This is a genomic window from Escherichia ruysiae (genome assembly GCF_031323975.1).
GTDB classification, from domain to species: domain Bacteria; phylum Pseudomonadota; class Gammaproteobacteria; order Enterobacterales; family Enterobacteriaceae; genus Escherichia; species Escherichia ruysiae.
Genome location: NZ_JAVIWS010000001.1, coordinates 2,936,213 through 2,961,048, shown reverse-complemented (window position 1 = coordinate 2,961,048; position 24,836 = coordinate 2,936,213). Strand labels below are relative to the sequence as shown.

At 52.6% G+C, this 24,836-nt stretch carries 25 protein-coding genes; 3 read left to right on the top strand and 22 right to left on the bottom strand.

The genetic code is table 11. From position 1 onward, the window contains the following. Positions 1-3 precede the first annotated feature (3 nt). The 4 genes from gntK to RGV86_RS14255 form a co-directional block, all read right to left on the bottom strand. The gene (gene gntK, locus RGV86_RS14270; protein WP_085461344.1) at positions 4-531 is read right to left on the bottom strand and encodes a gluconokinase; all 528 of its coding nucleotides are present in this window, start codon (positions 529-531) and stop codon (positions 4-6) included. A 138-nt stretch (positions 532-669) separates the two neighbouring features. Beyond that, complete coding sequence (gene gntR, locus RGV86_RS14265) at positions 670-1,665, bottom strand: gluconate operon transcriptional repressor GntR (protein WP_000730250.1); 996 nt, start codon at positions 1,663-1,665, stop codon at positions 670-672. A 93-nt stretch (positions 1,666-1,758) separates the two neighbouring features. Continuing rightward, a complete protein-coding gene (gene yhhW, locus RGV86_RS14260) occupies positions 1,759-2,454 on the bottom strand; it encodes a quercetin 2,3-dioxygenase (RefSeq protein WP_000639800.1) in 696 nt (231 codons plus the stop codon). 122 nt (positions 2,455-2,576) lie between these two features. Next, entirely contained in the window at positions 2,577-3,614 is a 1,038-nt protein-coding gene (locus tag RGV86_RS14255; protein WP_000236320.1) for an oxidoreductase, read from the bottom strand. 476 nt (positions 3,615-4,090) lie between these two features. On the opposite strand from RGV86_RS14255, the gene yhhY reads away from it, so the two are divergent. Continuing rightward, complete coding sequence (gene yhhY / locus RGV86_RS14250) at positions 4,091-4,579, top strand: N-acetyltransferase (RefSeq protein ID WP_001290289.1); 489 nt, start codon at positions 4,091-4,093, stop codon at positions 4,577-4,579. A 60-nt stretch (positions 4,580-4,639) separates the two neighbouring features. Here yhhY and ggt read toward each other — a convergent pair whose 3' ends face one another. Then, positions 4,640-6,385: a gamma-glutamyltransferase gene (ggt, locus tag RGV86_RS14245; protein ID WP_085461345.1), complete on the bottom strand. Its 1,746-nt coding sequence runs from the start codon at positions 6,383-6,385 to the stop codon at positions 4,640-4,642. A gap of 120 nt (positions 6,386-6,505) precedes the next feature. Between ggt and RGV86_RS14240 the strand changes: the two genes are divergently transcribed. Next, positions 6,506-6,946, top strand: a complete 441-nt coding sequence (locus RGV86_RS14240; protein ID WP_000826139.1) for a DUF2756 family protein — start codon at positions 6,506-6,508, stop codon at positions 6,944-6,946. On the opposite strand, the gene ugpQ is transcribed toward RGV86_RS14240, so the two are convergent. From ugpQ to livK, 10 genes are all read right to left on the bottom strand, one after another. Next, positions 6,933-7,676 carry a glycerophosphodiester phosphodiesterase gene (gene ugpQ / locus RGV86_RS14235; RefSeq protein ID WP_085461346.1) on the bottom strand — a complete coding sequence of 248 codons (744 nt, stop codon included), beginning with the start codon at positions 7,674-7,676 and terminating at the stop codon, positions 6,933-6,935. The genes RGV86_RS14240 and ugpQ overlap by 14 nt on opposite strands. Continuing rightward, complete coding sequence (gene ugpC, locus RGV86_RS14230; protein ID WP_085461347.1) at positions 7,673-8,743, bottom strand: sn-glycerol 3-phosphate ABC transporter ATP binding protein UgpC; 1,071 nt, start codon at positions 8,741-8,743, stop codon at positions 7,673-7,675. Before ugpC ends, ugpQ begins: the two co-directional genes overlap by 4 nt. Position 8,744: 1 nt before the next feature. Next, on the bottom strand, positions 8,745-9,590 hold the full coding sequence (gene ugpE, locus RGV86_RS14225) for a sn-glycerol-3-phosphate ABC transporter permease UgpE (protein ID WP_000572164.1): 846 nt from the start codon (positions 9,588-9,590) through the stop codon (positions 8,745-8,747). Beyond that, a complete protein-coding gene (gene ugpA / locus RGV86_RS14220) occupies positions 9,587-10,474 on the bottom strand; it encodes a sn-glycerol-3-phosphate ABC transporter permease UgpA (protein ID WP_085461348.1) in 888 nt (295 codons plus the stop codon). Before ugpA ends, ugpE begins: the two co-directional genes overlap by 4 nt. Before the next feature lie 221 nt (positions 10,475-10,695). Continuing rightward, positions 10,696-12,012 (bottom strand): sn-glycerol-3-phosphate ABC transporter substrate-binding protein UgpB, encoded by a 1,317-nt coding sequence (gene ugpB / locus RGV86_RS14215; RefSeq protein ID WP_000803191.1) that lies wholly within the window; start codon positions 12,010-12,012, stop codon positions 10,696-10,698. Between the two features lie 396 nt (positions 12,013-12,408). Beyond that, positions 12,409-13,122 carry a high-affinity branched-chain amino acid ABC transporter ATP-binding protein LivF gene (gene livF, locus RGV86_RS14210; RefSeq protein ID WP_000416891.1) on the bottom strand — a complete coding sequence of 238 codons (714 nt, stop codon included), beginning with the start codon at positions 13,120-13,122 and terminating at the stop codon, positions 12,409-12,411. 1 nt (position 13,123) lies between these two features. Further along, a complete protein-coding gene (gene livG, locus RGV86_RS14205) occupies positions 13,124-13,891 on the bottom strand; it encodes a high-affinity branched-chain amino acid ABC transporter ATP-binding protein LivG (protein ID WP_001075509.1) in 768 nt (255 codons plus the stop codon). Beyond that, the gene (livM, locus tag RGV86_RS14200) at positions 13,888-15,165 is read right to left on the bottom strand and encodes a branched chain amino acid ABC transporter permease LivM (protein WP_085461349.1); all 1,278 of its coding nucleotides are present in this window, start codon (positions 15,163-15,165) and stop codon (positions 13,888-13,890) included. Before livM ends, livG begins: the two co-directional genes overlap by 4 nt. Beyond that, positions 15,162-16,088, bottom strand: a complete 927-nt coding sequence (gene livH, locus RGV86_RS14195; RefSeq protein ID WP_001295111.1) for a high-affinity branched-chain amino acid ABC transporter permease LivH — start codon at positions 16,086-16,088, stop codon at positions 15,162-15,164. Before livH ends, livM begins: the two co-directional genes overlap by 4 nt. Positions 16,089-16,135: 47 nt before the next feature. Further along, entirely contained in the window at positions 16,136-17,245 is a 1,110-nt protein-coding gene (livK, locus tag RGV86_RS14190; RefSeq protein ID WP_085461350.1) for a high-affinity branched-chain amino acid ABC transporter substrate-binding protein LivK, read from the bottom strand. Positions 17,246-17,668: 423 nt separating this feature from the next. Here livK and panM point away from each other — a divergent pair, with 423 nt between their 5' ends. Continuing rightward, complete coding sequence (gene panM / locus RGV86_RS14185) at positions 17,669-18,052, top strand: aspartate 1-decarboxylase autocleavage activator PanM (RefSeq protein WP_085461351.1); 384 nt, start codon at positions 17,669-17,671, stop codon at positions 18,050-18,052. Here panM and ataT read toward each other — a convergent pair. The 7 genes from ataT to ftsY all read right to left on the bottom strand — a co-directional run bounded on the left by ataT (position 18,049) and on the right by ftsY (position 24,735). Further along, complete coding sequence (gene ataT / locus RGV86_RS14180) at positions 18,049-18,576, bottom strand: type II toxin-antitoxin system toxin acetyltransferase AtaT (protein ID WP_032226690.1); 528 nt, start codon at positions 18,574-18,576, stop codon at positions 18,049-18,051. The two genes, panM and ataT, sit on opposite strands and share 4 nt — an antisense overlap. A 6-nt stretch (positions 18,577-18,582) precedes the next feature. After that, the gene (gene ataR / locus RGV86_RS14175) at positions 18,583-18,849 is read right to left on the bottom strand and encodes a type II toxin-antitoxin system antitoxin AtaR (protein WP_001277103.1); all 267 of its coding nucleotides are present in this window, start codon (positions 18,847-18,849) and stop codon (positions 18,583-18,585) included. Positions 18,850-18,999: 150 nt separating this feature from the next. Then, positions 19,000-20,103, bottom strand: coding sequence for a branched chain amino acid ABC transporter substrate-binding protein LivJ (livJ, locus tag RGV86_RS14170; protein WP_001022009.1), 1,104 nt, complete (start codon positions 20,101-20,103; stop codon positions 19,000-19,002). Positions 20,104-20,375: 272 nt separating this feature from the next. Continuing rightward, positions 20,376-21,230: an RNA polymerase sigma factor RpoH gene (rpoH, locus tag RGV86_RS14165; RefSeq protein WP_000130220.1), complete on the bottom strand. Its 855-nt coding sequence runs from the start codon at positions 21,228-21,230 to the stop codon at positions 20,376-20,378. 244 nt (positions 21,231-21,474) lie between these two features. Beyond that, complete coding sequence (ftsX, locus tag RGV86_RS14160; protein WP_001042014.1) at positions 21,475-22,533, bottom strand: permease-like cell division protein FtsX; 1,059 nt, start codon at positions 22,531-22,533, stop codon at positions 21,475-21,477. Continuing rightward, entirely contained in the window at positions 22,526-23,194 is a 669-nt protein-coding gene (ftsE, locus tag RGV86_RS14155; protein WP_000617723.1) for a cell division ATP-binding protein FtsE, read from the bottom strand. The genes ftsX and ftsE overlap by 8 nt, the downstream gene beginning before the upstream one ends. 2 nt (positions 23,195-23,196) lie before the next feature. Continuing rightward, entirely contained in the window at positions 23,197-24,735 is a 1,539-nt protein-coding gene (gene ftsY, locus RGV86_RS14150) for a signal recognition particle-docking protein FtsY (protein WP_001040605.1), read from the bottom strand. Positions 24,736-24,836: the final 101 nt, after the last annotated feature.

Below are 24,836 nucleotides of genomic sequence, written 5' to 3'. Positions count from 1 at the left end.
TACTTATTTGCCTTTTTTAATAACCTCAATGGTGCTTGCCACAACACCTTCCAGTGGCTGATCGATATCCACCACCAGTACATCGGTTTCGTCCACACCCGGTTCCTGCAGCGTTTCAAACTGCGTCACCAGCATTTGGGTTTTAAAGAAATGGCCTTTACGCGCTTTCAGGCGGCTTTCAATCACATCAAAATCGCCTTTCAGGTAGATGAAAGAGAGATTCGGATTACCCGCGCGTAGCAGGTCGCGATAGTGCTTTTTCAGTGCAGAACAGACGATCAGCGACACTTTATTGGTGCGCTGCATGGCAAACGCGGCGTCGTTCAGTGCCTGTAACCACGGTTTGCGATCGTCATCATTCAACGGTTCACCGGACGCCATTTTTTCGATATTGCGACGCGGATGGAGGAAATCGCCATCAAGAAACGCGGCATGAAGTTGATGCGCCACTTCACTGGCGACCGCAGATTTGCCGCTGCCCGATACGCCCATCAAGACGTAAATGTGGTGATCATGGTTAGTCGTGCTCAAAGTGGTGCCCCCACAATACAAGAATTAAAAATGTTACGGGTAACTGTTATCGGTAACATTGTCCAGCCGGACAAAATCAGAAGCAATATCCATCCGTGCCTTAAGTGTATAAGTGTGAGCTACTTCAAATTTGTGAGCTTAAATAGATCCGCCCGGTGACAAGGTGAAACCTAAATCTAACATTTTCGGTGTCACTGCTTCGCCACGAATACGCGCCAGCAGGCGTTCAGCGCCAATGCTGCCCATCCGCTCACGCGGTGTCAGCACACTCGCCAGCCGTGGCTCCATCACCTGACCAATATCGTGACCGTGGAAACCGGCAATCGCCATATCGTCAGGAATTTTCAGCCCCAAACGCTGACATTCAAACGCCGCGCCGACAGCCAGGTCATCGTTGGTACAGAATACGCCATCCAACTGCGGATATTCCCGCCGCGCCTGGCGAATCAGTTCAATACCTGAAGAGTAAGAAGAAGATTGTTCAACCATCACGCTATATGGCACCAGGCCTGCATCCAGCATCGCCTGTTCGTATCCCTTCTGTTTGATGATAGTACGTTCGTCGAGACGTGCGCCGAGATAGGCAATGTGACGATGCCCGCGAGCAATAATGGCGGTGGTCATCTGGCGTGCCGCTTCAAAGTTATCAAAACCGACGGCGATATCGAGGCACGGTGATTTACTGTCCATCAGTTCCACCACCGGAATACCTGCCACTTCAATCATCTTTAAGGTGCGCGGCGTGTGGGTACGTTCGGTGAGGATCAGCCCGTCGATATTCCAGGAGAGCATCGATTCGAGACGTTCTTGCTCCATTTCCGGTTTATAACCGTAGTGCGCCAGCATAGTCTGATAACCGTGCGCGTCGGTGACGCTTTCGATGCCGCGTAATACTTCCGCGAAAACCTGGTTGGTGAGAGAAGGTAACAGGACGCCAATTGCCCGGCTGGTAGCATTTGAGAGGATATCGGGCGCGCGGTTGGGAATATAACCCAGTTCATCAAGAGCGGCGGCAATCTTGCCGCGTAAGGCGACGGAGACCTGCTCCGGGTTGCGTAAAAAACGGCTGACCGTCATTTTGGTCACGCCTACACGGTCAGCCACATCCTGAAGTACGGGTCTTTTCTTTTTCATCGTCCTGAAGGGTACAAAAGGGATAGATTCCTTTAGTTTACCACGGACGCATCAGAACCTTCCTGATTCCTCAGGAAGGTTTGTGAGATAAATTTAGACTGGCGGTAAATCGAACAGCAGGATTTCACTGTCGCTATCGGCGTGGACGGAGATTGCCTGCTCATCCCAGATTGCCAGACCATCGCTGGTAGAGGCTTTGACACCGTTAATGGTGACATTGCCTTTTACTACCTGGATCCAGACGCGGCGTTCAGCGGCAATCTGATGTATCGACTGCTCATCTTTTACCAGCGCCCAGCGGTAAAGTTCCATATCCTGATACACTTTCAGCGAACCATCACGCGCATCCGGCGAAAGAACCAGCTGTTTGCCCTGCACGGCATCAAAGCGACGCTGTTCATAACGCGGCGTAATCCCATTTTCTTCTGGCATGATCCAGATCTGATACAGATGCAGACGCTCGGTGCTGCTGGGGTTGTACTCTGAGTGACGAATACCCGTACCCGCACTCATTATCTGAAACTCGCCCGCCGGAACATGCTCTTTATTGCCCATGCTGTCCTGATGCTCAACAGTACCTTCCAGCACGTAGGTCAAAATTTCCATATCTTTATGTGGGTGAGTGCCGAAGCCCTGCCCTGCTTCAATCACGTCGTCGTTAATCACGCGCAGCGCGGAGAAGCCCATAAAATTCGGATCGTAATAGTTGGCAAAAGAGAAAGTGTGCCAGGAGTCCAGCCAGCCATGATTTGCATGACCACGTTCATTTGCTTTGCGTAAGTAGATCATTTGTATTCACCCCCTGAATGTTTTCGATGGGCTTAGTGTGGACCCGATCCGCCTGGGATGATAGAGGGTGAAAATTGACCCCTCTGTTCAAAAAAATTGAACTATTCGAGGAGCCATCAAACTTACTTCGCGAGAGTCACTGTGGAGGGAGAGACTTGTTCAAAACCGCGTTCAAGGATTTCCAGATTAGTAAGAACTTCAGATTCCTTGACGTAATTTGGTGCACCGGTGGTGATGGTTTGATGCAGCGCATCGTAGACGCGTCCGTAATCTCCCACCTCCGGCGTCATCTCTTCTCTTACCGTCACGCCCTCGTCATTGACATACTCCAGCACACCGACCGAATCATCCGCTGCGAATCCCGGTTCGCCCGGCATAATATTAGCCTTCAGGCTGGTTTCCTGCTGGTCGATACCGTATTTAATAAATGTACCTTTCTTACCGTGAACGATAAATTTCGGATAATCGATTTTCACCAGATGGCTGGTTTTGACGATGGCTTTCAAATCACCATAAAACAACTGCGCTTCAAAGGTGTCGTCCGGATTGGCTTTATTACGCAGGCTGCGAATGTCGTAAGCCACATGATCCGGGCGACCGAACAGCGAGATAATCTGGTCGAGGGTATGCACGCCAAGGCCATAAAATGCACCATCTTGCGGCAGCCCCGGTTTAGTTTCTGCCACCGGGCGGTAGTAGTCAAAATGGCTTTCCACTTCAACAATCTCCCCCAGCTTGCCGCTTTCAATCGCTTTTTTCGCCGTCAGGAAGCAGGAATCAAAGCGGCGATTCTGATACGGCGTGACGGTCAGCCCTTTGCTTTTTGCCAGCGCAAACAGCTCTTTCGCCTGCGCAAGCGTAGGGGTGAACGGTTTTTCAACCAGCACATTTTTCCCGGCTTCCAGCGCGCGCTTCGCGTACTCGAAGTGGCTATCAGCGTGAGTGCAGACGACAACCAGCTTAACGTCAGGATCGTTTAATACTTCGTCGAGATCGCTGGTGAAATGGATATGCGAGTAGACAGGAGCCTGTTCTTCCGGCTTCGCATGGCGGCGGAAAATATGCGCGACATGCCAGCTATCCTTGCGGTTAAGTACATACGGCAGATGGTAACGGGTGGTGCTTTTGCCGAAGCCAATAAAGGCGCAGTTAATGACCATGATTTCGTCCTTTTATAAGGTGGTTAGTTACACCTTAACGCAAAGCGGACGTGGTTCCTATGCCTGTGCTTCAGTACGTCAGATTGTTGGCAAAGTGCACTTTGATCATGCCGGATGCGGCGTGAACGCCTTATCCGACCTACGGTTCGGGCACAGGTTTGTAGGCTGATAAGCGTAGCGCATCAGGCAATTTTGCATTTGTCTCAACACGAGCACTTCCCGTGGGCAAAATAGCAAGTCAGCCTGGCAGGAACGAAAGCAAAAAAAAAGCCAGCACCCGGCTGGCTAAGTAATACTGGAAGCAATGTGAGCAATGTCGTGCTTTCAGGTTCTCCGCGAGGGTCTTCCTGATCGCGAGACAATAATAATCATTCTCATTCGCACTTGTCCAACACTTTTTGCAAAAAAATGCATTTGACTCGCATTTGAAAGTCAATGATGTTGAAAGGGACATTTACCCCAAAGAGGACAGAGGAATGAGTGAGATAGTGATACGCCACGCTGAAACGCGCGATTACGAGGCCATTCGGCAAATCCACGCCCAGCCGGAGGTGTATTACAACACGCTACAGGTGCCTCATCCTTCCGATCATATGTGGCAGGAGCGACTCGCCGATCGTCCCGGCATCAAACAGTTAGTCGCCTGTATTGATGGAACCGTCGTGGGTCATCTCACCATTGACGTGCAGCAACGCCCGCGCCGCAGTCATGTTGCCGATTTTGGTATCTGCGTCGACTCCCGCTGGCACAATCGCGGCGTCGCCAGCGCCCTGATGCGAGAGATGACTGAAATGTGCGACAACTGGCTGCGGGTAGATCGTATTGAACTAACCGTGTTTGTCGATAACGCCCCGGCAATTAAGGTCTATAAAAAATTCGGCTTTGAGATTGAAGGAACCGGTAAGAAGTACGCTTTGCGTAATGGCGAATATATCGATGCGTATTTTATGGCGCGGGTGAAGTAAAGAATTTGCAATCTAAGTTGGTCATTTAAGCCCTCACCTACCGGGAGAGGGCTTAAGATATTAATACCCCGCCGTTAAATCATCCACTGAGCGCGGGTCGGATGCCCCATACAACTCACCGTCCGGCCCAACCATAATGCTTTGTGTACTGCCCATCGCCTCTTTCAGCGCCACTTTCTGACCTTTTTCTTCCAGCAGCTTGAGCGTATCCGGGCTAAATCCTTTCTCGACGCGCAGCTCGTCCGGTAACCACTGATGGTGGAAACGCGGCGCATTGGTCGCTTCGGCAACGTTCATTCCATAATCGATGCTGTTCACCACCATTTGCAGCACGGTGGTGATAATCCGGCTCCCGCCTGGGCTACCGGTAACCAGCCAGGTTTTACCGTCCTTCACCACAATCGTTGGCGACATTGACGACAGCGGACGTTTGTTCGGCCCGACGGCGTTAGCATCACCGCCCACCAGCCCGTAAACGTTCGGCACGCCCGGTTTGGCGGAGAAATCATCCATCTGGTTATTAAGCAGAATACCGCTCTCGCCCGCGACAATCCCCGTACCGAAGGTGGTGTTCAGCGTATAGGTCACCGCCACCGCGTTACCGTCTTTATCCACCACTGAGTAATGGGTTGTTTGATTGCTCTCATAAGGCGCAAGTTTGCCTGGGCGAATTTCGCTGGACGGTTTCGCTTTGTTGATATCAATTTGATCGGCAATGGATTTGGCATAGGCTTTATTGGTCAGCGCCTGCCACGGGACTTTGACAAAATCCGGGTCGCCAAGATATTCCGAGCGGTCAGCGTAGGCGTATTTCTCAGCTTCAGCCATGATTTGCATCGCGTCGGCACTGCCAAAGCCGTATTTCTTCATATCGAAGTTTTCCAGGATATTGAGGATCTGCACGATATGAATCCCGCCGGAGGATGGCGGTGGCATGGAGTAAACCTGATACCCGCGATAATCGCCGCTTATTGGTGTGCGTTCGACCGCTTTATACGCCGCTAAATCCTCTTTGGTAATTAAGCCGCCGTTTTTCTGCATCTCCTGGGCAATCTGTTCCGCTATCTTGCCTTTGTAGAATTCGTCCGAGCCGTTTTCAGCAATCATCTCCAGACTCTTTGCCAGATTCGCCTGTACCAGCCTGTCGCCCTTTTTCAGCGGTTCACCCTCTTTCCAGAAGATAGCCTTGCTGTTTTCGTGATTCGGCAGCACTTCACTGCCGTAGGTTTTGAGATCGTCGGCCAGCGCGTCGTTAACGATAAAACCATCACGCGCCAGTTTAAACGCCGGTTGCACCACTTTGTTCAGCGGCATAGTGCCGTACTTCTCCAGCGCCAGCGAGAAGCCTGCGACCGTGCCAGGCGTACCGGAGGCCAGATGCGAAGTGAGTGATTTTTTGCTGTCCGGATTGCCCTGGTCATCGAGAAACATATCGCGGGTCGCTTTGGCGGGTGCCATTTCGCGGAAATCGATAGCGGTTGTATTGCCATCCTTAGTGCGGATCAGCATAAAACCGCCGCCGCCCAGATTCCCCGCCTGCGGATGCGTTACCGCCAGCGCATACCCTACTGCCACGGCAGCATCAACGGCATTACCACCTTCTTTAAGGATATCCACCCCCACCTGAGTGGCAGTAGCATCCACAGACGCCACCATCCCCTGCTTCGCGCGCACCGGATGGAAGACATCTTCCTCCACGCCATACGAGACCGGCGGCGGCGCAGGTGGCGCGGCAACAACACTAAAACAACTTCCTGAGAGCAGAGCAGCAATGGCCACCCGGCGTAAAAACGTCGGTTTTATCATCGTTATTCTCCAGTTATGTGTGGGGCAACCCCAGCTAAGCCTGGTATATAACTCTGAATTAATCATCGTTTTGCCGGGAAGCGAGTAAACTTAAAGGATATCTTCAGAGGAGGATACGCGATGAAACGACTTCTGCTTTTGACGGCACTCCTGCCGTTCGTCGGCTTTGCACAGCCCATTAATACTCTGAACAACCCTAACCAGTCGGGGTATCAGATCCCCAGTCAGCAACGGATGCAAACCCAGATGCAGACCCAGCAAATCCAGCAAAAAGGGATGCTGAATCAGCAACTGAAAACGCAGACGCAATTACAGCAGCAACATTTAGAAAATCAGATTAACAGTAACTCGCAGCGGGTATTGCAGTCGCAGCCGGGGGAGCTAAATCCCGCCCGGCAGCAAATGCTGCCCAACACCAACGGCGGGATGTTAAACAGCAACCGTAATCCGGATAACTCGCTGAATCAGCAGCATATGCTGCCGGAGAGGAGAAACGGCGACATGCTGAATCAACCCAGCACGCCGCAGCCTGATATTCCGTTGAAAACTATTGGGCCGTAAAGTTCGGATCAATCACGTCAATCGCATCGGTACAAATGCAATCCACGCCCCAGCGCAGCAACTCTGCCGCGCGCTGGGGTTTGTTGACGGTATACACCAGAATCCGTAATCCGGCGTCTTTCAACTGCCTCACTCGCGTTTTATCGAGCAACTTATGATTGAGATGAATAGAGACGCAGCCCAGCCGCATAGTCAGTTCTCGCCAGTCGTCGCGCCACTCATCAAGCAACAAACCGCGCGGCAGTTCCGGTGCAGCCTGTTGTGCAGCTTCTAAAGCATCAATCTCAAACGATGACAGCAGCGGCGGCGTCATAGCAGTCCAAAGTTCACGCGCCGCCAGCGCCACCATTTTGCCCGTTAATGACCCGGTGCCAGTGGTGGGTTTGATTTCGATATTCGCCATCATCCCGTGTTCGCGGCAGCGTTCCGCCACCTGCGAAAGCAAGGGCAACGGCTCGCCTTTAAACGCTTTGCTGTACCAACTGCCTGCATCCACGCGCAGTAAATCCTGCCAGTTTAGTTCGCCTGCTACGCCCCAGCCGTTGCTGGTACGCTCGAGATTATCGTCATGGAGCAAGAAGATCTCGCCATCTTTCGATAACTTCGCGTCAAATTCGATCATCTTATGACCGTATTTTGCCCCGACGTCGATTGCCGCCAGGGTGTTTTCGGGGGCCAGCTTACCGCCGCCACGATGAGCGACGATGCGGGGATAAGGCCAGTTACTCATACTCGTTGTCCTGTTTCACCATCAAAAAGATGTAGCTGATTTTCCGGCAGATGCAGCCATAGCGTACTGCCTGCCATCGGGCGCTCCTGATGCGCCAGTCTTACCACCAGCTTCTGTTCGCCCCAGCGTCCGTGCGCCAGGTTATCTGCACCGAGGATCTCCAGCGTGTCCATCACCAGCGGCACGCCGCCTTCTGCCTGCGAGCTTAACGCAATATGTTCCGGGCGAATACCGAGGGTCATTTTACGTCCGGCATACTGCCGGTAGCTACCGTTTAGCGGCAGCGCGATACCGCCGTCCAGTTCGAAGTACGTGCCTTCGTTATTCACGCGGCCTGTCAGCAGGTTCATCGCTGGACTGCCGATAAAACTCGCCACAAACAGGCTGGCGGGCTTTTCATACACTTCAACCGGCGTGCCAATCTGTTCGGCAACGCCGCCGTTCATCACCATCACCCGCTGAGCGAGCGTCATCGCCTCAACCTGATCGTGAGTAACGTAGAGTGAAGTCGTTTTCAGGCGACGGTGCAATTGCTGCAACTCAAGGCGCATCTGCACGCGCAGCTTGGCATCAAGGTTCGAGAGCGGCTCATCAAACAAAAATACCGCCGGATCGCGCACAATCGCGCGGCCCATCGCTACACGCTGGCGCTGACCGCCGGAAAGCTCGCGCGGGCGACGTTTGAGCAGAGCGTCCAGCTCCAGAATGCGCGCCGCTTCTTTAACGCGCTCGGCTATTTGCTGCTTGCCCATGCCGCGAATTTTCAGCCCCCACGCCATGTTTTCTTCGACGCTCATATGCGGATAAAGCGCATAGTTCTGGAACACCATCGCAATCCCGCGATCTTTCGGCTCCATTTCGGTCACACGCTCATTGTTGATCCAGATATCGCCTTCCGTTACCCGCTCCAGCCCGGCAACCATGCGCAGCAGCGTGGATTTCCCGCAGCCAGACGGCCCGACCATCACGATAAATTCGCCATCCGCCACATCAAGGGTCAGCGGTTTAATCACCTGGGTTTTGCCATCCCAACTTTTGGTTACTGCCTGTAATTTCAGTCCTGCCATCTTATTTCTCACTATCGACCAGGCCGCGCACGAAGGCACGCTGCATCACTAAAACAATCACTACTGGTGGGATCAGAGTTAACAACATCGCCGCCATCACCGAGTTCCATTCCGTGGTGCCTTCGCCTGTGGCAATCATCCCTTTGATCCCTGCAACGGTAGTGCCGAGATCAACGTCGGTAATAATCAGCAGCGGCCACAGATACTGGTTCCAGCCGTAGATAAAGGTGATCACAAACAGCGCCGCCAGATTGGTTTTCGACAACGGAAAAACAATGTCGCAAAAGAAGCGCATTGGCGACGCGCCGTCGATCCGCGCGGCTTCCACCAGCTCATCCGGCAGCGTCATAAAGAACTGGCGGAACAGGAAGGTGGCGGTCGCCGAGGCCATCAGCGGCAGCGTTAAACCTGCATAGCTGTCGAGCATCTTCAGATTGGCAATGACTTCTACCGTCGGGAAAATACGCACTTCAACCGGCAGCATCAGGGTGATAAAAATCATCCAGAAGAAGAGGTTACGCAGCGGAAAACGAAACCAGACAATAGCAAATGCCGAAAGCATCGAGACGGTAATTTTGCCGAGCGTAATGCTGAACGCCATCACGAAGCTGTTAAGCAACATCCGCCAGAACGGCGCGCTATTCGTGCCTACCCCGTTCACCCAGATGTTGTGGATGTTTTCCAGCAGATGTGTGCCAGGAATTAGCGTCATCGGCGCGGCGTAGACGGCTTGTTTATCCAGCGTTGCCGCGACAAACGCCACGTACAGCGGGAAGAGGATCACCGCGATCCCGAGGATCAGCATGGTATGGCTGAATATCGTCAGCCACGGACGGTTCTCAATCATTGGTAACGCACCTTGCTTTCAACATAGCGGAACTGCACCACCGTCAGCACGATGACGAGGAACATCAACACCACCGACTGCGCGGCAGACGAAGCCAGATCCAGCCCGGTAAAGCCTTCGCGGTAGATCTTATAAATCAGCGTCGTGGTAGCCTGAACCGGCCCGCCGGACGTGGCGGCGTCGATCACCGGGAAGGTGTCGAAGAAGGCGTACACCAGGTTCACCACCAGCAGGAAGAAACTCACCGGAGCGATAAGCGGCAGAGCAATCTTAAAGAAGCGGCGAATCGGCCCTGCACCGTCGATGGCTGCGGCTTCGATCAACGAACGGGGAATGGATTGCAGCGCGGCATAGAAGAACAGAAAGTTGTAGCTGATTTGCTTCCACACCGAGGCAAACACCACCAGAAACATTGCCTGACCGCTGTTTTGCGCGTGGTTCCAGTCGTAGCCGAACTCAGCGAGAAAATGGGTGATCAGCCCACGGCCGGGGTTAAACAGGAAGATCCACAATACGGCGGCAACGGCGGGAGCCACGGCATACGGCAGCAGCATCAAGGTTTGATAGAAACGACTGCCGCGCACGATGTACTCCACCAGCGCCGCGAAGAACAGCGATACCAGCAAACCGCTGACAGTGACAAAGGCACTGAATTTTATCGTCGTCCAGAAGGAGTCGAGATAGTAGCTGTCATGAAACAGCGTGACGAAGTTATCCAGACCGACAAACTGGCTGGAGAAACCAAACGGATCGACGCTTTGTAGCGAGTACCACAACGCTTCGCCCGCAGGCCAGATAAAAAAGATAACGGTGATGATGAGCTGCGGCGCGACCAGCAAATAGGGCAGCCAGCGCGAGCGGAACACCGGACGGGATGATGACATAAATAAACTCTTCGTGTTGTGTTCCCCTCACCCCGGCCCTCTCCCCAAAGGGGCGAGGGAGAAAAGCGGTGCGGCGTTTTGCCATTGAGTCAACTTCGCTCTACCACGCCGGGTGGTTCCCTTCGCCTTCAGAACGAAGTGACAAACCGACACGGCACTTTTCCACCACGCCGATCGGTCCCCTCTCCCTTAGGGAGAGGGTTAGGGTGAGGGTAAGAGAATTAAGACTTCGTAGACTGCTCAAAGCGGCGCAGTAACTGATTCCCACGCTCAACGGCAGTATCCAGCGCCTGCTGTGGCGTCTTCTTGCCGGTCCACACGCTCTCCAGCTCTTCATCCACAATCACGCGGATCTGCGGCATGTTGCCCAGACGCAGCCCTTTGGTGAACGGCAACGGCGGCTTGTTCAGCATCTGACGCGTCGCGGTATCCGCCCCTGGGTTTTTCTCGTAAAAGCCCTGCTCACGGGTCAGGTCATACGCCGCTTTGGTGATCGGCAGATAACCGGTTTTCTGATGCCACTCAGCAGCGTTTTCTGGCTTCGCGAGGAAGTCGAGGAACTTCGCCACGCCGGTATACGTTTCTTTATCTTTGCCCTGCATCACCCACAGGCTGGCTCCGCCGATAATGGCATTTTGTGGCGCATCTTTCGCATCGGCGTCGTAAGGCATCATGCCTACGCCGTAGTTGAATTTGGCGTACTCGCGAATGTTGGCAAGCGAACCGGAAGAGGCGGTGGTCATCGCGCAATCACCGTTATAGAACTTCTCGGTGGATTCATCCTTACGCCCGACGTAGCTGAAATCACCCTTCTTGTTCATCTCTTCGAGCATGGCGATGTGTTTCACCTGCTCCGGCTTGTTGAACTCCAGCACCGCGTCCGTGCCGTCAAAACCGTTGTTTTTGCTGGCAAACGGCAGACCGTTCCAGGCGCTAAAGTTTTCCAGTTGGATCCAGCCCTGCCAGCCGCTGGCGTAGCCGCACTTCATACCGGAGGCTTTCAGTTTTGCGGCATAGTCCGCCAGATCCTGCCAGGTTTTCGGCGGCTGTTCCGGGTCTAATCCTGCTTTCTTGAAGGCGTCTTTGTTGTAATAGAGTACGGGGGTCGAGCTGTTGAACGGCTGGGAGAGTAAGTGGCCCGTTTTGCTGTCGGAGTAGTAACCGGAAACCGTCGGCACAAACTGCGATTCATCGAATTGAATCCCCGCCTCTTTAAACACGTCATATACCGGTTTAATGGCTTTCGACGCCATCATGGTAGCGGTGCCAACTTCATAAACCTGCAAAATAGCCGGCGCGTTGCCGGTACGAAATGCGGCAATCCCCGCGCTTAAATTCTGTTCGTAGTTGCCTTTGTAGGTCGGTACAATTTTGTAATCCGGATTTTCGGCGTTAAAACGTTGAGCCAGAGAATCCACCTCTTTACCCAGTTCCCCTTCCATAGAATGCCAGAACGGAATGGTCGTCACTGCCTGTGCATTCCCCATTAACGCCAGTCCGAGCGCCAGTGCTGAAGCTGTATAATGTAACGGTTTCATCGTTTATCTCTCTTGTTGTACCGAATGCGCGAATTCACGCGTTTTATGCTCGCGGGGTAACATGACATGCTCGAATTACAGAAAAATAACTTTTTTGTTACATTTGTAAGATAGTAAGGTGTCAGAAAGATGACAAGGCAGTGACGGCGCGGGTGAGGGAAAATGGGAGATGGGACACGGATAAGCGGGAAAATAGAAGGTCTGAATCAAACTCTACAGATTGCTCATCGTTTCATGCCGGATGCAGCGTAAACGCCTTATCTGGCCTACAAGATCGTACAAATTCAATATATTGCAACTCACCCAGTAGGCCTGATAAGCGCAGCGCATCAGGCATTTTTACATTTGTCAGCTGTCTCAAAGGAGTCTTTTGACTCCTTATCAATCAACGTGTTATTACCCGCCTAAATACGCGCTTCTCACCGCTTCGTTCGCCAGCAGCGCGTCGCCGGTATCGGAGAGCACCACATGGCCGTTTTCCAGCACGTAGCCGCGATCCGCCAGCTTTAGCGCCTGGTTGGCGTTCTGCTCGACGAGGAAGATAGTCATCCCCTGCTCGCGCAGCTGCTCGATGGTGTCGAAAATTTGCTGGATGATAATCGGCGCCAGCCCGAGCGATGGCTCATCAAGCAACAACAAACGCGGGTTGCTCATCAGCGCACGACCAATCGCCAGCATCTGCTGTTCACCGCCGGACATGGTGCCCGCCCGCTGAATACGGCGCTCATGCAGACGCGGGAACAGCTCATACACCCACTTTATGCGCTCCTGAAACTGGTCGCGTTCGGCAAAGAAGCCGCCCATTGCCAGGTTCTCTTCCACCGTCATTCGTGAGAAGACACGACGCCCTTCCGGGACAATCGCTACCGCTTCACGCATGATTTTCGCCGTCTGCCAGTCGGTAATGTCTTTATCATCAAACACAATTCGCCCGCTGGTGGCGCGCGGGTCGCCGCATAATGTGCCGAGCAAGGTGGTTTTCCCCGCCCCGTTCGCGCCAATGAGGGTGACAATCTCGCCCTGATTGATATGCAGGCTCACCTCATGCAGCGCCTGGATTTTGCCGTAGTGGGCGCTGACTTTGTCAAAGGACAACATGACTTTTTCCATCTTATGCCTCACCTAAATAGGCACGGATCACGTCCGGGTTATTACGGATCTGCTCCGGCGTACCGTTTGCCAGTGGCGTCCCCTGATTGACCACGTAAATTCTGTCTGAAATCCCCATCACCAGCTTCATATCGTGTTCAATCAACAAGATAGTGGTGTTGTGATGGTTACGCAGTTCGGCAATCAGCTCATCCAGTTCTTTAGTCTCTTTCGGGTTAAGACCTGCCGCAGGTTCGTCAAGCATTAAAATCTCCGGCTGCGTCACCATGCAGCGGGCAATTTCAAGACGGCGTTGGTCACCGTAGGCCAGGTTACTCGCCTGACGGTTAGCGTGTTCCAGCAAACCAATGCGCTCAAGCCAGGTTGCGGCTCGATCGAGCGCCTCACTTTGGGCGCGACGGAAAGAAGGCGTTTTCAACAGGCCAGAGAACAGCCCGGTTTTCAGTTGCTGATGCTGCGCCACCAACAGGTTTTCAATCACCGTCATTTCACGGAACAGACGCACGTGCTGAAAAGTACGCACCACCCCCATACGGGCAATTTGCTGACCAGCCAAACCTTCCAGATGCTGATCGCGCAGTAAAATGGTGCCGCCAGTGGGTTTGTAGAATCCGGTCAGGCAGTTAAAGACCGTGGTTTTTCCGGCACCGTTAGGGCCGATTAACGAGACGATCTCCTGCGGGTACAGTTCGAGATTGACGTTATTCACCGCCAGCAGGCCGCCGAAGCGCATCATCAGGCCGTTAACAGATAATAATGGCTGATTCATACCTGCTCTCCTTTCGTTTCGCCGTTTTTCAGCTTGAGTTGCGGGCGCGTCATGGGCAGCAAGCCCTGCGGACGCCAGATCATCATCAGCACCATCAAACCACCGAGCATTAACATGCTGTATTCGTTGAAATCACGCATCAACTCGCGCGACACCACCAGCAAAATTGCTGCCAGAATCACCGCGAACTGCGATCCCATACCACCAAGCACCACTATCGCCAGCACAAATGCCGATTCGGCAAAGGTGAAGGATTCCGGGCTGACAAAGCCCTGGCGCGCAGCAAACAGCGTTCCGGCAAAACCCGCAAACGCGGCGCTGATGGTAAAGGCGGTCAGCTTGATACGACGTGGGCTTAAGCCCAGCGAACGGCAGGCGATCTCGTCTTCACGCAACGCTTCCCACGCACGCCCCAGCGGCATCCGCAGCAGGCGGTTAATGACGAACAAAGAGAACACTACCAGCAGCAAGGCCACCAGATAGAGGAAGATGACGCGATCGGAGGGATCATATTTCAGGCCAAAGAAATTGCTGAACGTATCCCAGCCGCCTTCACGGGCGGTACGGCTGAACTCAAGGCCGAAGAAAGTGGGTTTCGGGATCTGACTGATGCCGTTCGGACCGCCGGTAATTTCGGTATTATTGAGCAGCAATATGCGCACAATTTCGCCGAAACCGAGGGTAACGATCGCCAGATAATCACCACGCAGACGCAGCACCGGGAAGCCGAGAAGGAAGCCCGCCGCCGCTGCCATTAACCCGGCAATTGGCAGGCAGGTCCAGAAGCCCAGACCGTAATAGTGATTGAGCAGCGCAAAGGTGTAAGCGCCGATGGCGTAAAAGCCGCCGTAACCGAGCACCAGCAAACCAGAAAGCCCTACCACCACGTTCAGCCCGAGGCCGAGGATAATGTAGATCATGGTCAGAGTGGCAATATCCACCGTCCCACGTGACACCATAAACGGCCATGCCACCGCAAGCACCAGCAGCGCCACGAGGAACAGCTTTTGCTTCACCGTGGAACCATCAATCGCTGGCAGAATAAACTTCGGCCCTGAAACGCTTTTTAGCCCTTTCTGGAAAGCGGGTCGCACAAGCTGGAAGAAAAAGACCACCGCCGTGCCGATAAATACCCACTGCCAACGGATGTCTGAAGCACTGTCAACCACCAGTTTGGTGCCATCCAGTTCCAGTTGCACGCCCATAAAGATGCCCGCCAGAACAAAGAACATAGCGGCAGAAAGCAGCGCCATTGCAATATGCATCGGTTTCATACTTTCTCTACCTCCGGGCGACCCAGAATACCTGTCGGCATCACCAGCAGAACCAGAATCAGTAAGGCAAATGAGACCACATCTTTATATTCCGTACTCAAATAAGCCGAAGAGAGCGCCTCCGCAATCCCCAGAATCAACCCGCCAATCATCGCCCCCGGAATACTGCCAATCCCACCGAGCACCGCTGCGGTAAAGGCTTTCATCCCGGCCATAAAGCCGATGTAGGGGTTAATCACGCCGTAGAACTGACCGAGCAGAACGCCCGCCACCGCCGCCATCGCCGCGCCAATCACAAAAGTCAGCGCAATCACCCGGTCGGTGTTGATGCCAAGCAGGCTCGCCATTTTCAGATCTTCCGCGCAGGCACGACATGCGCGCCCCATGCGGGAATAGCGAATGAAAATCGTCAGCGCCAGCATGGCGAGGAAGGTGACAATCCAGATCACCGCCTGCATGGTGGTAATAGAGGCAGAGAAGTTTTCGCTATGACCCACCACCCACTGACCGTTAAACAAGCTGGGCAGCGCCACGTCGCGCGAACCTTCGGTGAGGCTGACGTAGTTTTGCAGGAAGATGGACATGCCGATTGCCGAGATGAGCGCAATCAGGCGCTTAGAGTTACGTACCGGGCGATAGGCCACCCGTTCGATACTCCAGCCGTAGGCGCTGGCAATGACGATTGCGCCGACAAATCCCGCCGCTACCAGTAGCCAGCCGGTATCAATGCCCATCATCATCAGTGCAGCGATGATCATAAAGGAGACGTAGCTGCCAATCATGTAAACCTCGCCGTGGGCGAAGTTGATCATGCCGATAATGCCGTAAACCATGGTGTAGCCGATGGCTATCAGCGCGTAGGTACTGCCCAGCGTGACGCCGTTAAACATCTGCTGCAAGAAATACAAAAACTGCTCAGACATAAGGTAACCTTTCTAAACCCGCCCGCATTTCACGGACGGTGGGATGATCACTTGGCTGCCGTGGATGAACCGTCGGCGTGCCACTGGAAGACACCAAAATCAAATCCCTTCAGATCGCCTTTTTCATCCCAGTTCAGCGGCCCAATCACGGTGTTTGCACCGTTTGCTTTTAAATCTTTCACCAGCGCCAGCGGCTCATCGCTGCCGGTACGCTCAAGGGCAGTTGCCAGAGATTGCACCGCCGCATAGGTGATCCAGACATAAGGTCCGGACGGATCTTTCTTGTCCGCTTTCAGCGCATCAACGATGCCTTTGTTTGCCGGATCCTGGTCATAGCGTTTTGGCATGGTGACCAACATGCCTTCGGCGGCATCGCCGGCAATGTTCGACAGCGACGCATTACCTACACCTTCCGGCCCCATAAACTGAGTATTCAGGCCAACGGAACGCGCCTGGCGCAGCATCTGCCCCATTTCCGGGTAGTAACCACCGTAGTAAACAAAGTCGATGTTTTCTTTTTTCAGGCGGGCGATCAGCGCGGAGAAATCTTTCTCGCCAGCGGTAATGCCGTCGAAGAAGACGACGTTGGCGTTAGCCGCTTTCAGCCCGTCCTGCACCGAACGCGCCAGCCCTTCGCCATACTGTTGTTTGTCGTGAATGATGGCGATGCGCTGAGGCTTCACCGTCTCAACAATGTATTTTGCCGCCGTTGGCCCCTGGGAAGAGTCCAGCCCGGCAGTACGCATGATGTGTTGATAACCGCGTTGAGTCAGCTCCGGGTTAGTCGCCCCCGGCGAGATCATCAGGATACCTTCATCTTCATAGATATCTGACGCAGGTTGGGTAGAAGAGGAACACAGATGGCCAATAACGTATTTAATGCCGTCGTTAACGATTTTGTTGGCGACCGCAACGGCTTGTTTTGGGTCGCAGGCGTCGTCATATTCCACGCCAACCAGTTTATCGCCCTTAATTCCCCCTTTGGCATTAATGTCTTTAATCGCCTGACGCGCGCCGTTAAATTCCATATCACCCCACTGGGCAATCGGGCCGGACATCGCGCCGACAACGGCAACTTTAATATCGTCGGCTAAAGCAGTGTGTGAAATTGCCAGTGCAATCATCCCTGCGATGATAGTTTTCGCATTCCGTTTCATAGTCAAAAATCCCCACTCGTAATGTTGTGTTGCTTTGTTTTTTATGTGTTAACAAATCAGACTGTTCTTTTTTATACTGCGCTGTTTTTGCCTGTCCGATTAAGGGTTTAGCGCAGTTTTTTATGATGATATCGATTAAAATCTCTATTTTTCAGTCGATTAAGAACAGATAATATTCTGAATTAATTGATAGATAAACAGAAAAAAGCGCCGTTGTCAGCATAAAATAACGGTACAAAGGGCGGAATAATTCACTACCATTCAGGGGATTATGCTGGACAATTTTCATTCTATAATGTTTTTAATTTGTAATTATTGCTGAAAAAAAATTAATCACCTGCCAAAAGAAATAAAAAAGAGAAAGCCTCCGATTAAATTATTTCGCTACACTGGTTCCACTTTTGTGATTTGTACGGGTTCCCCATGAAGCTGACCATCATTCGATTAGAAAACTTTAGCGACCAGGATCGGATTGACCTGCAAAAGATCTGGCCGGAGTATTCTCCTTCCTCTTTACAGGTTGACGATTCCCACCGTATTTACGCCGCGCGTTTTAACGAGCGCCTGCTCGCTGCCGTGCGAGTAACCTTAAGCGGCACCGAGGGAGCGATGGATTCCCTGCGTGTACGGGAAGTCACCCGCCGACGCGGAGTAGGGCAATATCTGCTGGAAGAAGTGTTACGTGATAATCCCGGCGTTTCATACTGGTGGATGGCGGATGCTGGCGTGGAAGATCGCGGCGTGATGACAGGGTTTATGCAAGCACAGGGGTTTACGGCACAGCAGGGCGGCTGGGAGAAGCGTTAATCGCTCTGTGTAAAAAGCAGTTCTATGGATTTGGTTGGGAAAAATAACGCATTTTCGTTTTCTCCGACCAACGGGATAAAGCCCAGCGACTGATAAAACGTATGGGCTTTTTCATTCAGCGCCTCGACAAAAAGACCGTGAATACCTACCGCTAAAGAGGCTGACCAGACGACTTTCATGGCATGAGCAACCAGTGTTGCTCCCCATCCCTGCCCCTGTATTGAACGATCAATTGCCAGACGCCCAAGAGTGACGCTGGGAATATTTTTGTAGGGAATTTTTTTCTGTTTCGATTTCGAGGGCAATGCGGCTCGTTCAAAACAACTGCCGGATAATGTGTAATATCCCAGGACCTGACGTTCTGCCGTGTTGGCACGAAGGATGTACGCTCGCAGAATTTTATTGCGATGCTGACGAACCAGATGTGTCGTCAGAAAGAGATTTAAGGCTTCTTCGCCGCAGTCGAATCGCTGTAGATCATAATCTGCATCATCGGTCAGAATCTCTATCGTCAGATCATCCATAAATTATTACATTCCCTGAAGACGTTTTGCCGCACGTTTTAACTTTTCACCTGGTGACGGCGGATTACTCAGCGCATCCATCACCCGCGTCCAGGACTCCTCATTAAGGATCACTCGCCGATGCTGTTCAATCACTTCTGCAGCCCGCTGCGAGGCACTATTCAACATAAATTGGCTGACGGACTGATTAGATATCGCCGCCGCTTCCTCAATTAGACTTTTGTCATCGTCAGTTAAACGCAGATCGATACGCTGCTTTTTAACAGCAGACATGTAAACTCTCCTGCTACTTATAAATATGTACGGAATTCTACCGTACATTAAGCATATCCTGGATTGTTTAATCTTTCTACAACCATTTCGACAAACACAAAAAAACCCGATGGCGGTTCAGCTCATCGGGCATTTTCATTTATCTATCTGTTACTTCGCATCGGTCGCCGTGCCGTTGGCGTGCCAGTCAAACACACCGAACTCAAAGCCTTTCAGGTCACCTTTCTCATCCCAGGTCAGTGGCCCCATCACCGTATCAACCGAGTTCGCTTTCAGGTATTTGGCGATCTCCGCCGGATCGTCAGACTGATTCAGCCCCGCCTGCAAAGATTGCAGCGCCGCGTAGGTGGTCCAGACGAATGCGCCGCTTGGATCCTGTTTTTTCGCTTTGATCGCGTCAACAATCGGTTTGTTCGCCGGAACCTGATCGTAGTTCTTCGGCTTGGTCACCAGCAGTCCTTCCGCTGACTCGCCCGCGATATTAGACAGCGAGACGTTAGCCACACCTTCCGGCCCCATAAACTGAGTTTTCAGCCCCGCCGCGCGCGCCTGACGCAGGATCTGCCCCATTTCCGGGTGATAACCGCCGTAGTAAACGAAGTCGATATTCTCTTTCTTCAGGCGTGCCACCAGCGTCGAGAAATCTTTTTCCCCGGCGGTGATGCCATCAAAGAACACTACGTTAGCATTGCCTTTCTTCAGGCCGTCCTGCACCGCACGCGCCAGACCTTCGCCGTACTGTTGTTTGTCGTGAACGATAGCAATACGCTGCGGTTTCACTTTCTCAAGAATATATTTTGCCGCCGTCGGCCCCTGGTCGGAATCCAGACCGGTGGTGCGCAGGATCAGCTGATAGCCACGGGCAGTCAGCTCTGGCGCGGTTGCCGCTGGGGTGATCATTAAAATGCCTTCGTCTTCATAAATGTCAGACGCTGGCTGTGTTGATGAAGAACAGAGGTGACCAATGACATATTTAATGCCGTCGTTAACCACTTTGTTCGCCACCGCGACGGCCTGTTTCGGGTCACAGGCATCGTCATATTTTACGATTTGCAGTTTGTTGCCTTTAACGCCGCCTTTGGCGTTGATATCCGCAACCGCCTGTTCTGCGCCAGTAAACTCCTGGTCACCATACTGTGCCACCGGACCAGACATTGCGCCCACGACCGCGACTTTAATATCTTCTGCCAGAGCCATATTGCTGAATGCCAGCGCGATACATCCTGCCAGTAACGCTTTACCCTTTATGTTCATCCTGAGAATCCCCATTCTTCTGGTTATTACGTGTGTTGTGATGTTGTTGTTCAGCACTTTATTTCGTTTTATGCATGACTACCCGTGCTTTAGCAGCATACTCTGCTAAAACATACCCGATTTTTATGATATTGGAATAGCTATTTTGACAGTTTATTAACAATCTGCGTGGGGATTGGCGTTTTGCCGGAGGGGGGGAATTGATTATTGTAGAGGCCCAAAAAACAAAAACCCCGGACTCTCATCCAGGGTTCTCTGCTTAATAGCGGAAATTACGCTTCAATGGCAGCGCGAAGTTTTTTCATCGCGTTCTTTTCCAGCTGACGTACACGTTCAGCGGAAACGCCGTAACGGTCAGCCAGTTCCTGCAATGTGGACTTGTTGTCTTCGTCCAGCCAGCGCGCGCGGATGATATCCTGGCTACGCTCGTCCAGACCCTGCATCGCGTCGGTCAGACGGTTTGCCGCCTGCTCTTCCCAGTTATCATCTTCAATGCCGTCGGCAAAGTTAGATGATTTATCCTGCAGATAGAGCACCGGAGCCATCGGCTGGCTGTCGGAATCGTCGTCGGAAGACATGTCAAAAGTCATGTCCTGTGCCGCCATACGCGATTCCATCTCACGGACGTCTTTGCTGGTTACGCCCAGTTCGCGAGCCACCATTTCGACTTCATCCTGGTTAAACCAGCCCAGACGCTGCTTGGTTTTACGCAGATTAAAAAACAGTTTGCGCTGCGCTTTGGTGGTCGCAACTTTGACGATACGCCAGTTACGCAAAACGTATTCGTGGATCTCTGCTTTGATCCAGTGAACGGCGAAGGAGACCAGGCGCACACCCACTTCCGGGTTGAAACGGCGCACTGCTTTCATCAGGCCGATGTTACCTTCCTGAATCAAATCCGCCTGTGGCAGGCCATAGCCCGCATAATTACGAGCAATATGAACAACAAACCGCAGGTGAGACAGGATCAGCGTTTTAGCTGCTTCCAGATCGCCATGGTAATGCAGCTTTTCAGCCAGCGCCCGCTCCTCGTCAGCCGACAACATCGGCCACGCGTTAGCTGCCCGGATGTAAGAATCCAGGTTGCCAACAGGGGCTAAAGCTAAACTTTGCATTTTGTCAGTCATTCAAATCCTCTCAATCGATATCTTCTGGCGCTTCAGTGGTAGCAACAACTGTGCCAGAGCTTAAGAGCAACGAGATTATCATTCACAGTTTTATCAGACCGTGATTTTATCCACAAGTTCAATGCTGTCTTGTGAATAAATTACGCACAAAATGTGACATAGAGATGAAATACCGGGAAGAGACAACGGGGTCTCTTTCCCTGCTACGGAACCCATTGCAGGGAAAGAGTATAACACGATTTTATTATTCCGGCGTAAAGTGCCGTAAATGTTGTACCGTGGCAAGCCATGCTGCCACCCAGCCAATCATCGAACACACCAGCAGCAGCAGCAGGCATTCATCGAACGATAAACCATTGATATCAAACTTCGTTCCGAATACCTGCGCCACTTCCGCAACCGCCGATGACAAACGCAGCACCAGAATTTCTGACAAAATTAATGACAGTAATGCGCCAGAAAATCCCAGCAGCGCGCCACCATACAGGAACGGGCGAAGTATGAAACCATCCGTCGCGCCAATCAGTTTCTGCACGTTGATGGAGTCGCGGCGGGCAAATATGCTCAGACGCACGCTGTTGCCGATAACCAGGAACACTGCCGCCACCATCAGCACGCCGATCATCGCCGAAACACGCCCTACCAGCCCAGTCAGTGCGGTCAGACGGGCAAACCAGCTATCGTCCATTCGTACTTCATCGATGCCGTTAATTTGCGTGATGCGATCACGCAACGTATTCAGCGACTCCGTCCCCTGAAAATCGAGTTTTGGGATCACCACCGCCACAGCCGGAAGTGGGTTTTCCTCCAGCATGTCCAGCGCGCCGCCAAAACCAGACCAGTTACGGAACTCGCCCAACGCGTCCTCACGAGAAAGATAGTTCACTTTCTCCACGCCCTGTTCGGCCTGTAACTGTGCCACCACACCCGCTGCTGCGTCATCGTCCAGCGTTTTTTGCAGATAAACGGTGATTTGCGGTGAGGGATAATACTGCGTCGCCGCCTGGTTAACGTTTTTGTACACCATGTAGCAGACGCTTGGCAGCGTCAGGGAAATGGCGATGACCATCACCGTTAAAAACGTAGCGAACGGTTTGCTTTTGAGATCCTGCAAAGCGCCGTGGAACGCATAACGCACCTGTTCGTTGAAAACGTTAGTTTTGCGATTTACCGGTTTTGGCGAGGATTTCGGGCGTTTCGGCGCGTTACGACCACCGTCGCCTGAGCCGCCGACCGATTTACGGAAGCGATCCAGACGTCCGCCAAACTGCCGGATATGATTGATTGCATCGCGCTTATTCATGGCCCACGCCTCCATGCAAGTGACCATCGCTCAGGGTGAGCATACGATAGGAACGCCGCGAAATCAGGTTGATGTCGTGCGTTGCCATCAATACCGTTACCCCAACGCGGTTAAACTCTTCAAACAGACGTAAAATGCCTTCCGACAGCGCGTCGTCAAGGTTACCGGTCGGTTCGTCCGCCAGCAGTACCGCTGGTTTGTTAACCACCGCGCGGGCAATGCCAACGCGTTGTTGTTCACCGCCAGAAAGCTGAATCGGAAAGTTCTTCGCTTTGTCCAGTAGCCCGACTTTATCCAGCGCCGCCGATACACGACGACGAATATCGTCACCGCTGGCACCGGCGATAATCAACGGGATCGCCACATTATCGTAGACAGTACGATCCATCAGTAGATGGTGATCCTGGAAAATCATGCCAATCTGGCGGCGCAGAAACGGAACTTCACGGTTTTTCAGACGCGTGATGTCATGGCCGCTAAACCAGATTTTCCCGGCGCTGGGCCGCTCAATCCCACAGATCAGCTTCAGGAGGGTACTTTTCCCTGCACCGGAATGACCGGTCAGAAACGCCATCTCACCCGGCTGCATATGGAACGTAACGCCCTGCAGCGCCTGTCTCCCACCGAGATAAGCCTTGCTGACATGTTCAAAGCGAATCATTGTTAATCCTCTCGGGCAAAAAGTGCCTCTATAAAGTCGTCCGCCTTAAACGGACGCAAATCCTCAATACGTTCGCCGACACCAATATAGCGAATAGGAATACCAAACTGGTCAGCCACCGAGAAAATTACTCCGCCTTTCGCCGTGCCGTCCAGTTTAGTTAACGTGATGCCGGTTAAGCCGACGGCTTCATGGAACAGTTTGGCCTGGCTTACCGCATTCTGCCCAGTGCTGGCATCGATAGTCAGCATAACTTCATGCGGCGCTTCAACGTCGAGTTTCTTCATCACGCGGACGATTTTCTTCAGCTCTTCCATCAGGTGCGATTTGTTCTGCAAGCGTCCGGCGGTATCGGCAATCAGGACATCAACATTACGCGCCTTAGCGGCTTGAATAGCGTCGAAGATAACTGAGGCGGAATCCGCGCCGGTATGCTGGGCAATCACCGGAATATTGTTGCGCTGACCCCAGACCTGAAGCTGTTCAACCGCTGCTGCACGGAAAGTATCGCCCGCCGCCAGCATGACCGATTTACCTTGTTGTTCAAACTGACGCGCCAGCTTACCGATAGTCGTGGTTTTACCCACGCCATTGACGCCTACCATCAGAATCACGAACGGTGTTTTACCTTCGACATTCAGCGGTTCATCGACCTTCGCCAGAATCTCACCCATCTCTTCTTTCAGCAGACCGTAGAGCGCCTCAGCATCGCGAAGCTGTTTGCGGGTCGCGCCTTCAGTCAGATTGGTGATGATTTTGCGCGTGGTTTCCACGCCCACATCGGCGATGAGCAATTGCTCTTCCAGCTCTTCAAACAGATCATCGTCGATTTTTTTACCACGGAACAGGCTGATAAATCCGGAACCGAGGTTTTCTTTAGTTTTCAGCAGGCTGCGTTTCAGGCGAGCGAAGAAACCTTCTTTGGTTGGTTTTTCCTGCTCCTGGGCTACCTCTTCCACCGGCTGATCTTCTTCTGCCGGAGGAACGACCATCACCGCCTCTTCTGCCGCTTCAGCGGCCAGCGCCTGTGCTTCCAGCTCTTCGTCGGTGATTTCTTCTTTCGCTGCTTGTTCTTCCGCCGCTTCGACAATCTCCACGGTTTCCGCTTCGGCCTGCCACTCTTCTGGCGAAACTTCTTCGACTTTAACGTCTTCTGGCAGCGGCAGCTCTTCACGCTCGATAGCCACTGGCTCTGGCGTGACTTCAGGTTCAACTACCGACGCTGGCGTTTCTTCAACTATCGGCTCCGGTTCTGCAATAACTTCCGGCTCGACAACCGCTTCAGGTTGCGCTTTTTCACTTTCGGCAACCTGTTCAGTGACTTCCACAACGTCGGCAGCAAAAGTTTCCGCCTCAGCTTCAGTATGCGCCTGCGGCTGTTCTTCAACGGGTTGTTCAGCAACTTTCGCAGGCTCTTGCGCCTGGACGATTTCTTCTACAACCGGTTGTTCGTTTTGGGTTTCTGTCTCTTTTTCCGGGGTCTGCTCTTTTTGACCAAAGCCCAGCCAGGAAAAAAAGCCACGTTTTTTTTCTTTCGCCATCTGCGACTACACTCCTCGCTGTTGCTTCATGGCACAGCGTTAACGCTATGTACATAGCAGCTAAAAAAATGATGAAATAGTCTACCACTTAACTTAATCCA

What these genes read in the sequence shown, in the direction of transcription:
- livF (WP_000416891.1), bottom strand. Translation starts at nt 13,122, where the DNA reads ATGGAAAAAGTCATGTTGTCCTTTGACAAAGTCAGCGCCCACTACGGC.
- RGV86_RS14240 (WP_000826139.1), top strand. Translation starts at nt 6,506, where the DNA reads ATGAAACGACTTCTGCTTTTGACGGCACTCCTGCCGTTCGTCGGCTTT.
- gntR (WP_000730250.1), bottom strand. Translation starts at nt 1,665, where the DNA reads ATGAAAAAGAAAAGACCCGTACTTCAGGATGTGGCTGACCGTGTAGGC.
- ugpE (WP_000572164.1), bottom strand. Translation starts at nt 9,590, where the DNA reads ATGATTGAGAACCGTCCGTGGCTGACGATATTCAGCCATACCATGCTG.
- ggt (WP_085461345.1), bottom strand. Translation starts at nt 6,385, where the DNA reads ATGATAAAACCGACGTTTTTACGCCGGGTGGCCATTGCTGCTCTGCTC.
- ftsY (WP_001040605.1), bottom strand. Translation starts at nt 24,735, where the DNA reads ATGGCGAAAGAAAAAAAACGTGGCTTTTTTTCCTGGCTGGGCTTTGGT.
- livH (WP_001295111.1), bottom strand. Translation starts at nt 16,088, where the DNA reads ATGTCTGAGCAGTTTTTGTATTTCTTGCAGCAGATGTTTAACGGCGTC.
- ugpQ (WP_085461346.1), bottom strand. Translation starts at nt 7,676, where the DNA reads ATGAGTAACTGGCCTTATCCCCGCATCGTCGCTCATCGTGGCGGCGGT.
- ataR (WP_001277103.1), bottom strand. Translation starts at nt 18,849, where the DNA reads ATGTCTGCTGTTAAAAAGCAGCGTATCGATCTGCGTTTAACTGACGAT.
- ataT (WP_032226690.1), bottom strand. Translation starts at nt 18,576, where the DNA reads ATGGATGATCTGACGATAGAGATTCTGACCGATGATGCAGATTATGAT.
- livJ (WP_001022009.1), bottom strand. Translation starts at nt 20,103, where the DNA reads ATGAACATAAAGGGTAAAGCGTTACTGGCAGGATGTATCGCGCTGGCA.
- ftsE (WP_000617723.1), bottom strand. Translation starts at nt 23,194, where the DNA reads ATGATTCGCTTTGAACATGTCAGCAAGGCTTATCTCGGTGGGAGACAG.
- ugpA (WP_085461348.1), bottom strand. Translation starts at nt 10,474, where the DNA reads ATGTCATCATCCCGTCCGGTGTTCCGCTCGCGCTGGCTGCCCTATTTG.
- ugpC (WP_085461347.1), bottom strand. Translation starts at nt 8,743, where the DNA reads ATGGCAGGACTGAAATTACAGGCAGTAACCAAAAGTTGGGATGGCAAA.
- RGV86_RS14255 (WP_000236320.1), bottom strand. Translation starts at nt 3,614, where the DNA reads ATGGTCATTAACTGCGCCTTTATTGGCTTCGGCAAAAGCACCACCCGT.
- ftsX (WP_001042014.1), bottom strand. Translation starts at nt 22,533, where the DNA reads ATGAATAAGCGCGATGCAATCAATCATATCCGGCAGTTTGGCGGACGT.
- rpoH (WP_000130220.1), bottom strand. Translation starts at nt 21,230, where the DNA reads ATGACTGACAAAATGCAAAGTTTAGCTTTAGCCCCTGTTGGCAACCTG.
- livK (WP_085461350.1), bottom strand. Translation starts at nt 17,245, where the DNA reads ATGAAACGGAATGCGAAAACTATCATCGCAGGGATGATTGCACTGGCA.
- ugpB (WP_000803191.1), bottom strand. Translation starts at nt 12,012, where the DNA reads ATGAAACCGTTACATTATACAGCTTCAGCACTGGCGCTCGGACTGGCG.
- panM (WP_085461351.1), top strand. Translation starts at nt 17,669, where the DNA reads ATGAAGCTGACCATCATTCGATTAGAAAACTTTAGCGACCAGGATCGG.
- livG (WP_001075509.1), bottom strand. Translation starts at nt 13,891, where the DNA reads ATGAATCAGCCATTATTATCTGTTAACGGCCTGATGATGCGCTTCGGC.
- yhhW (WP_000639800.1), bottom strand. Translation starts at nt 2,454, where the DNA reads ATGATCTACTTACGCAAAGCAAATGAACGTGGTCATGCAAATCATGGC.
- livM (WP_085461349.1), bottom strand. Translation starts at nt 15,165, where the DNA reads ATGAAACCGATGCATATTGCAATGGCGCTGCTTTCTGCCGCTATGTTC.
- yhhY (WP_001290289.1), top strand. Translation starts at nt 4,091, where the DNA reads ATGAGTGAGATAGTGATACGCCACGCTGAAACGCGCGATTACGAGGCC.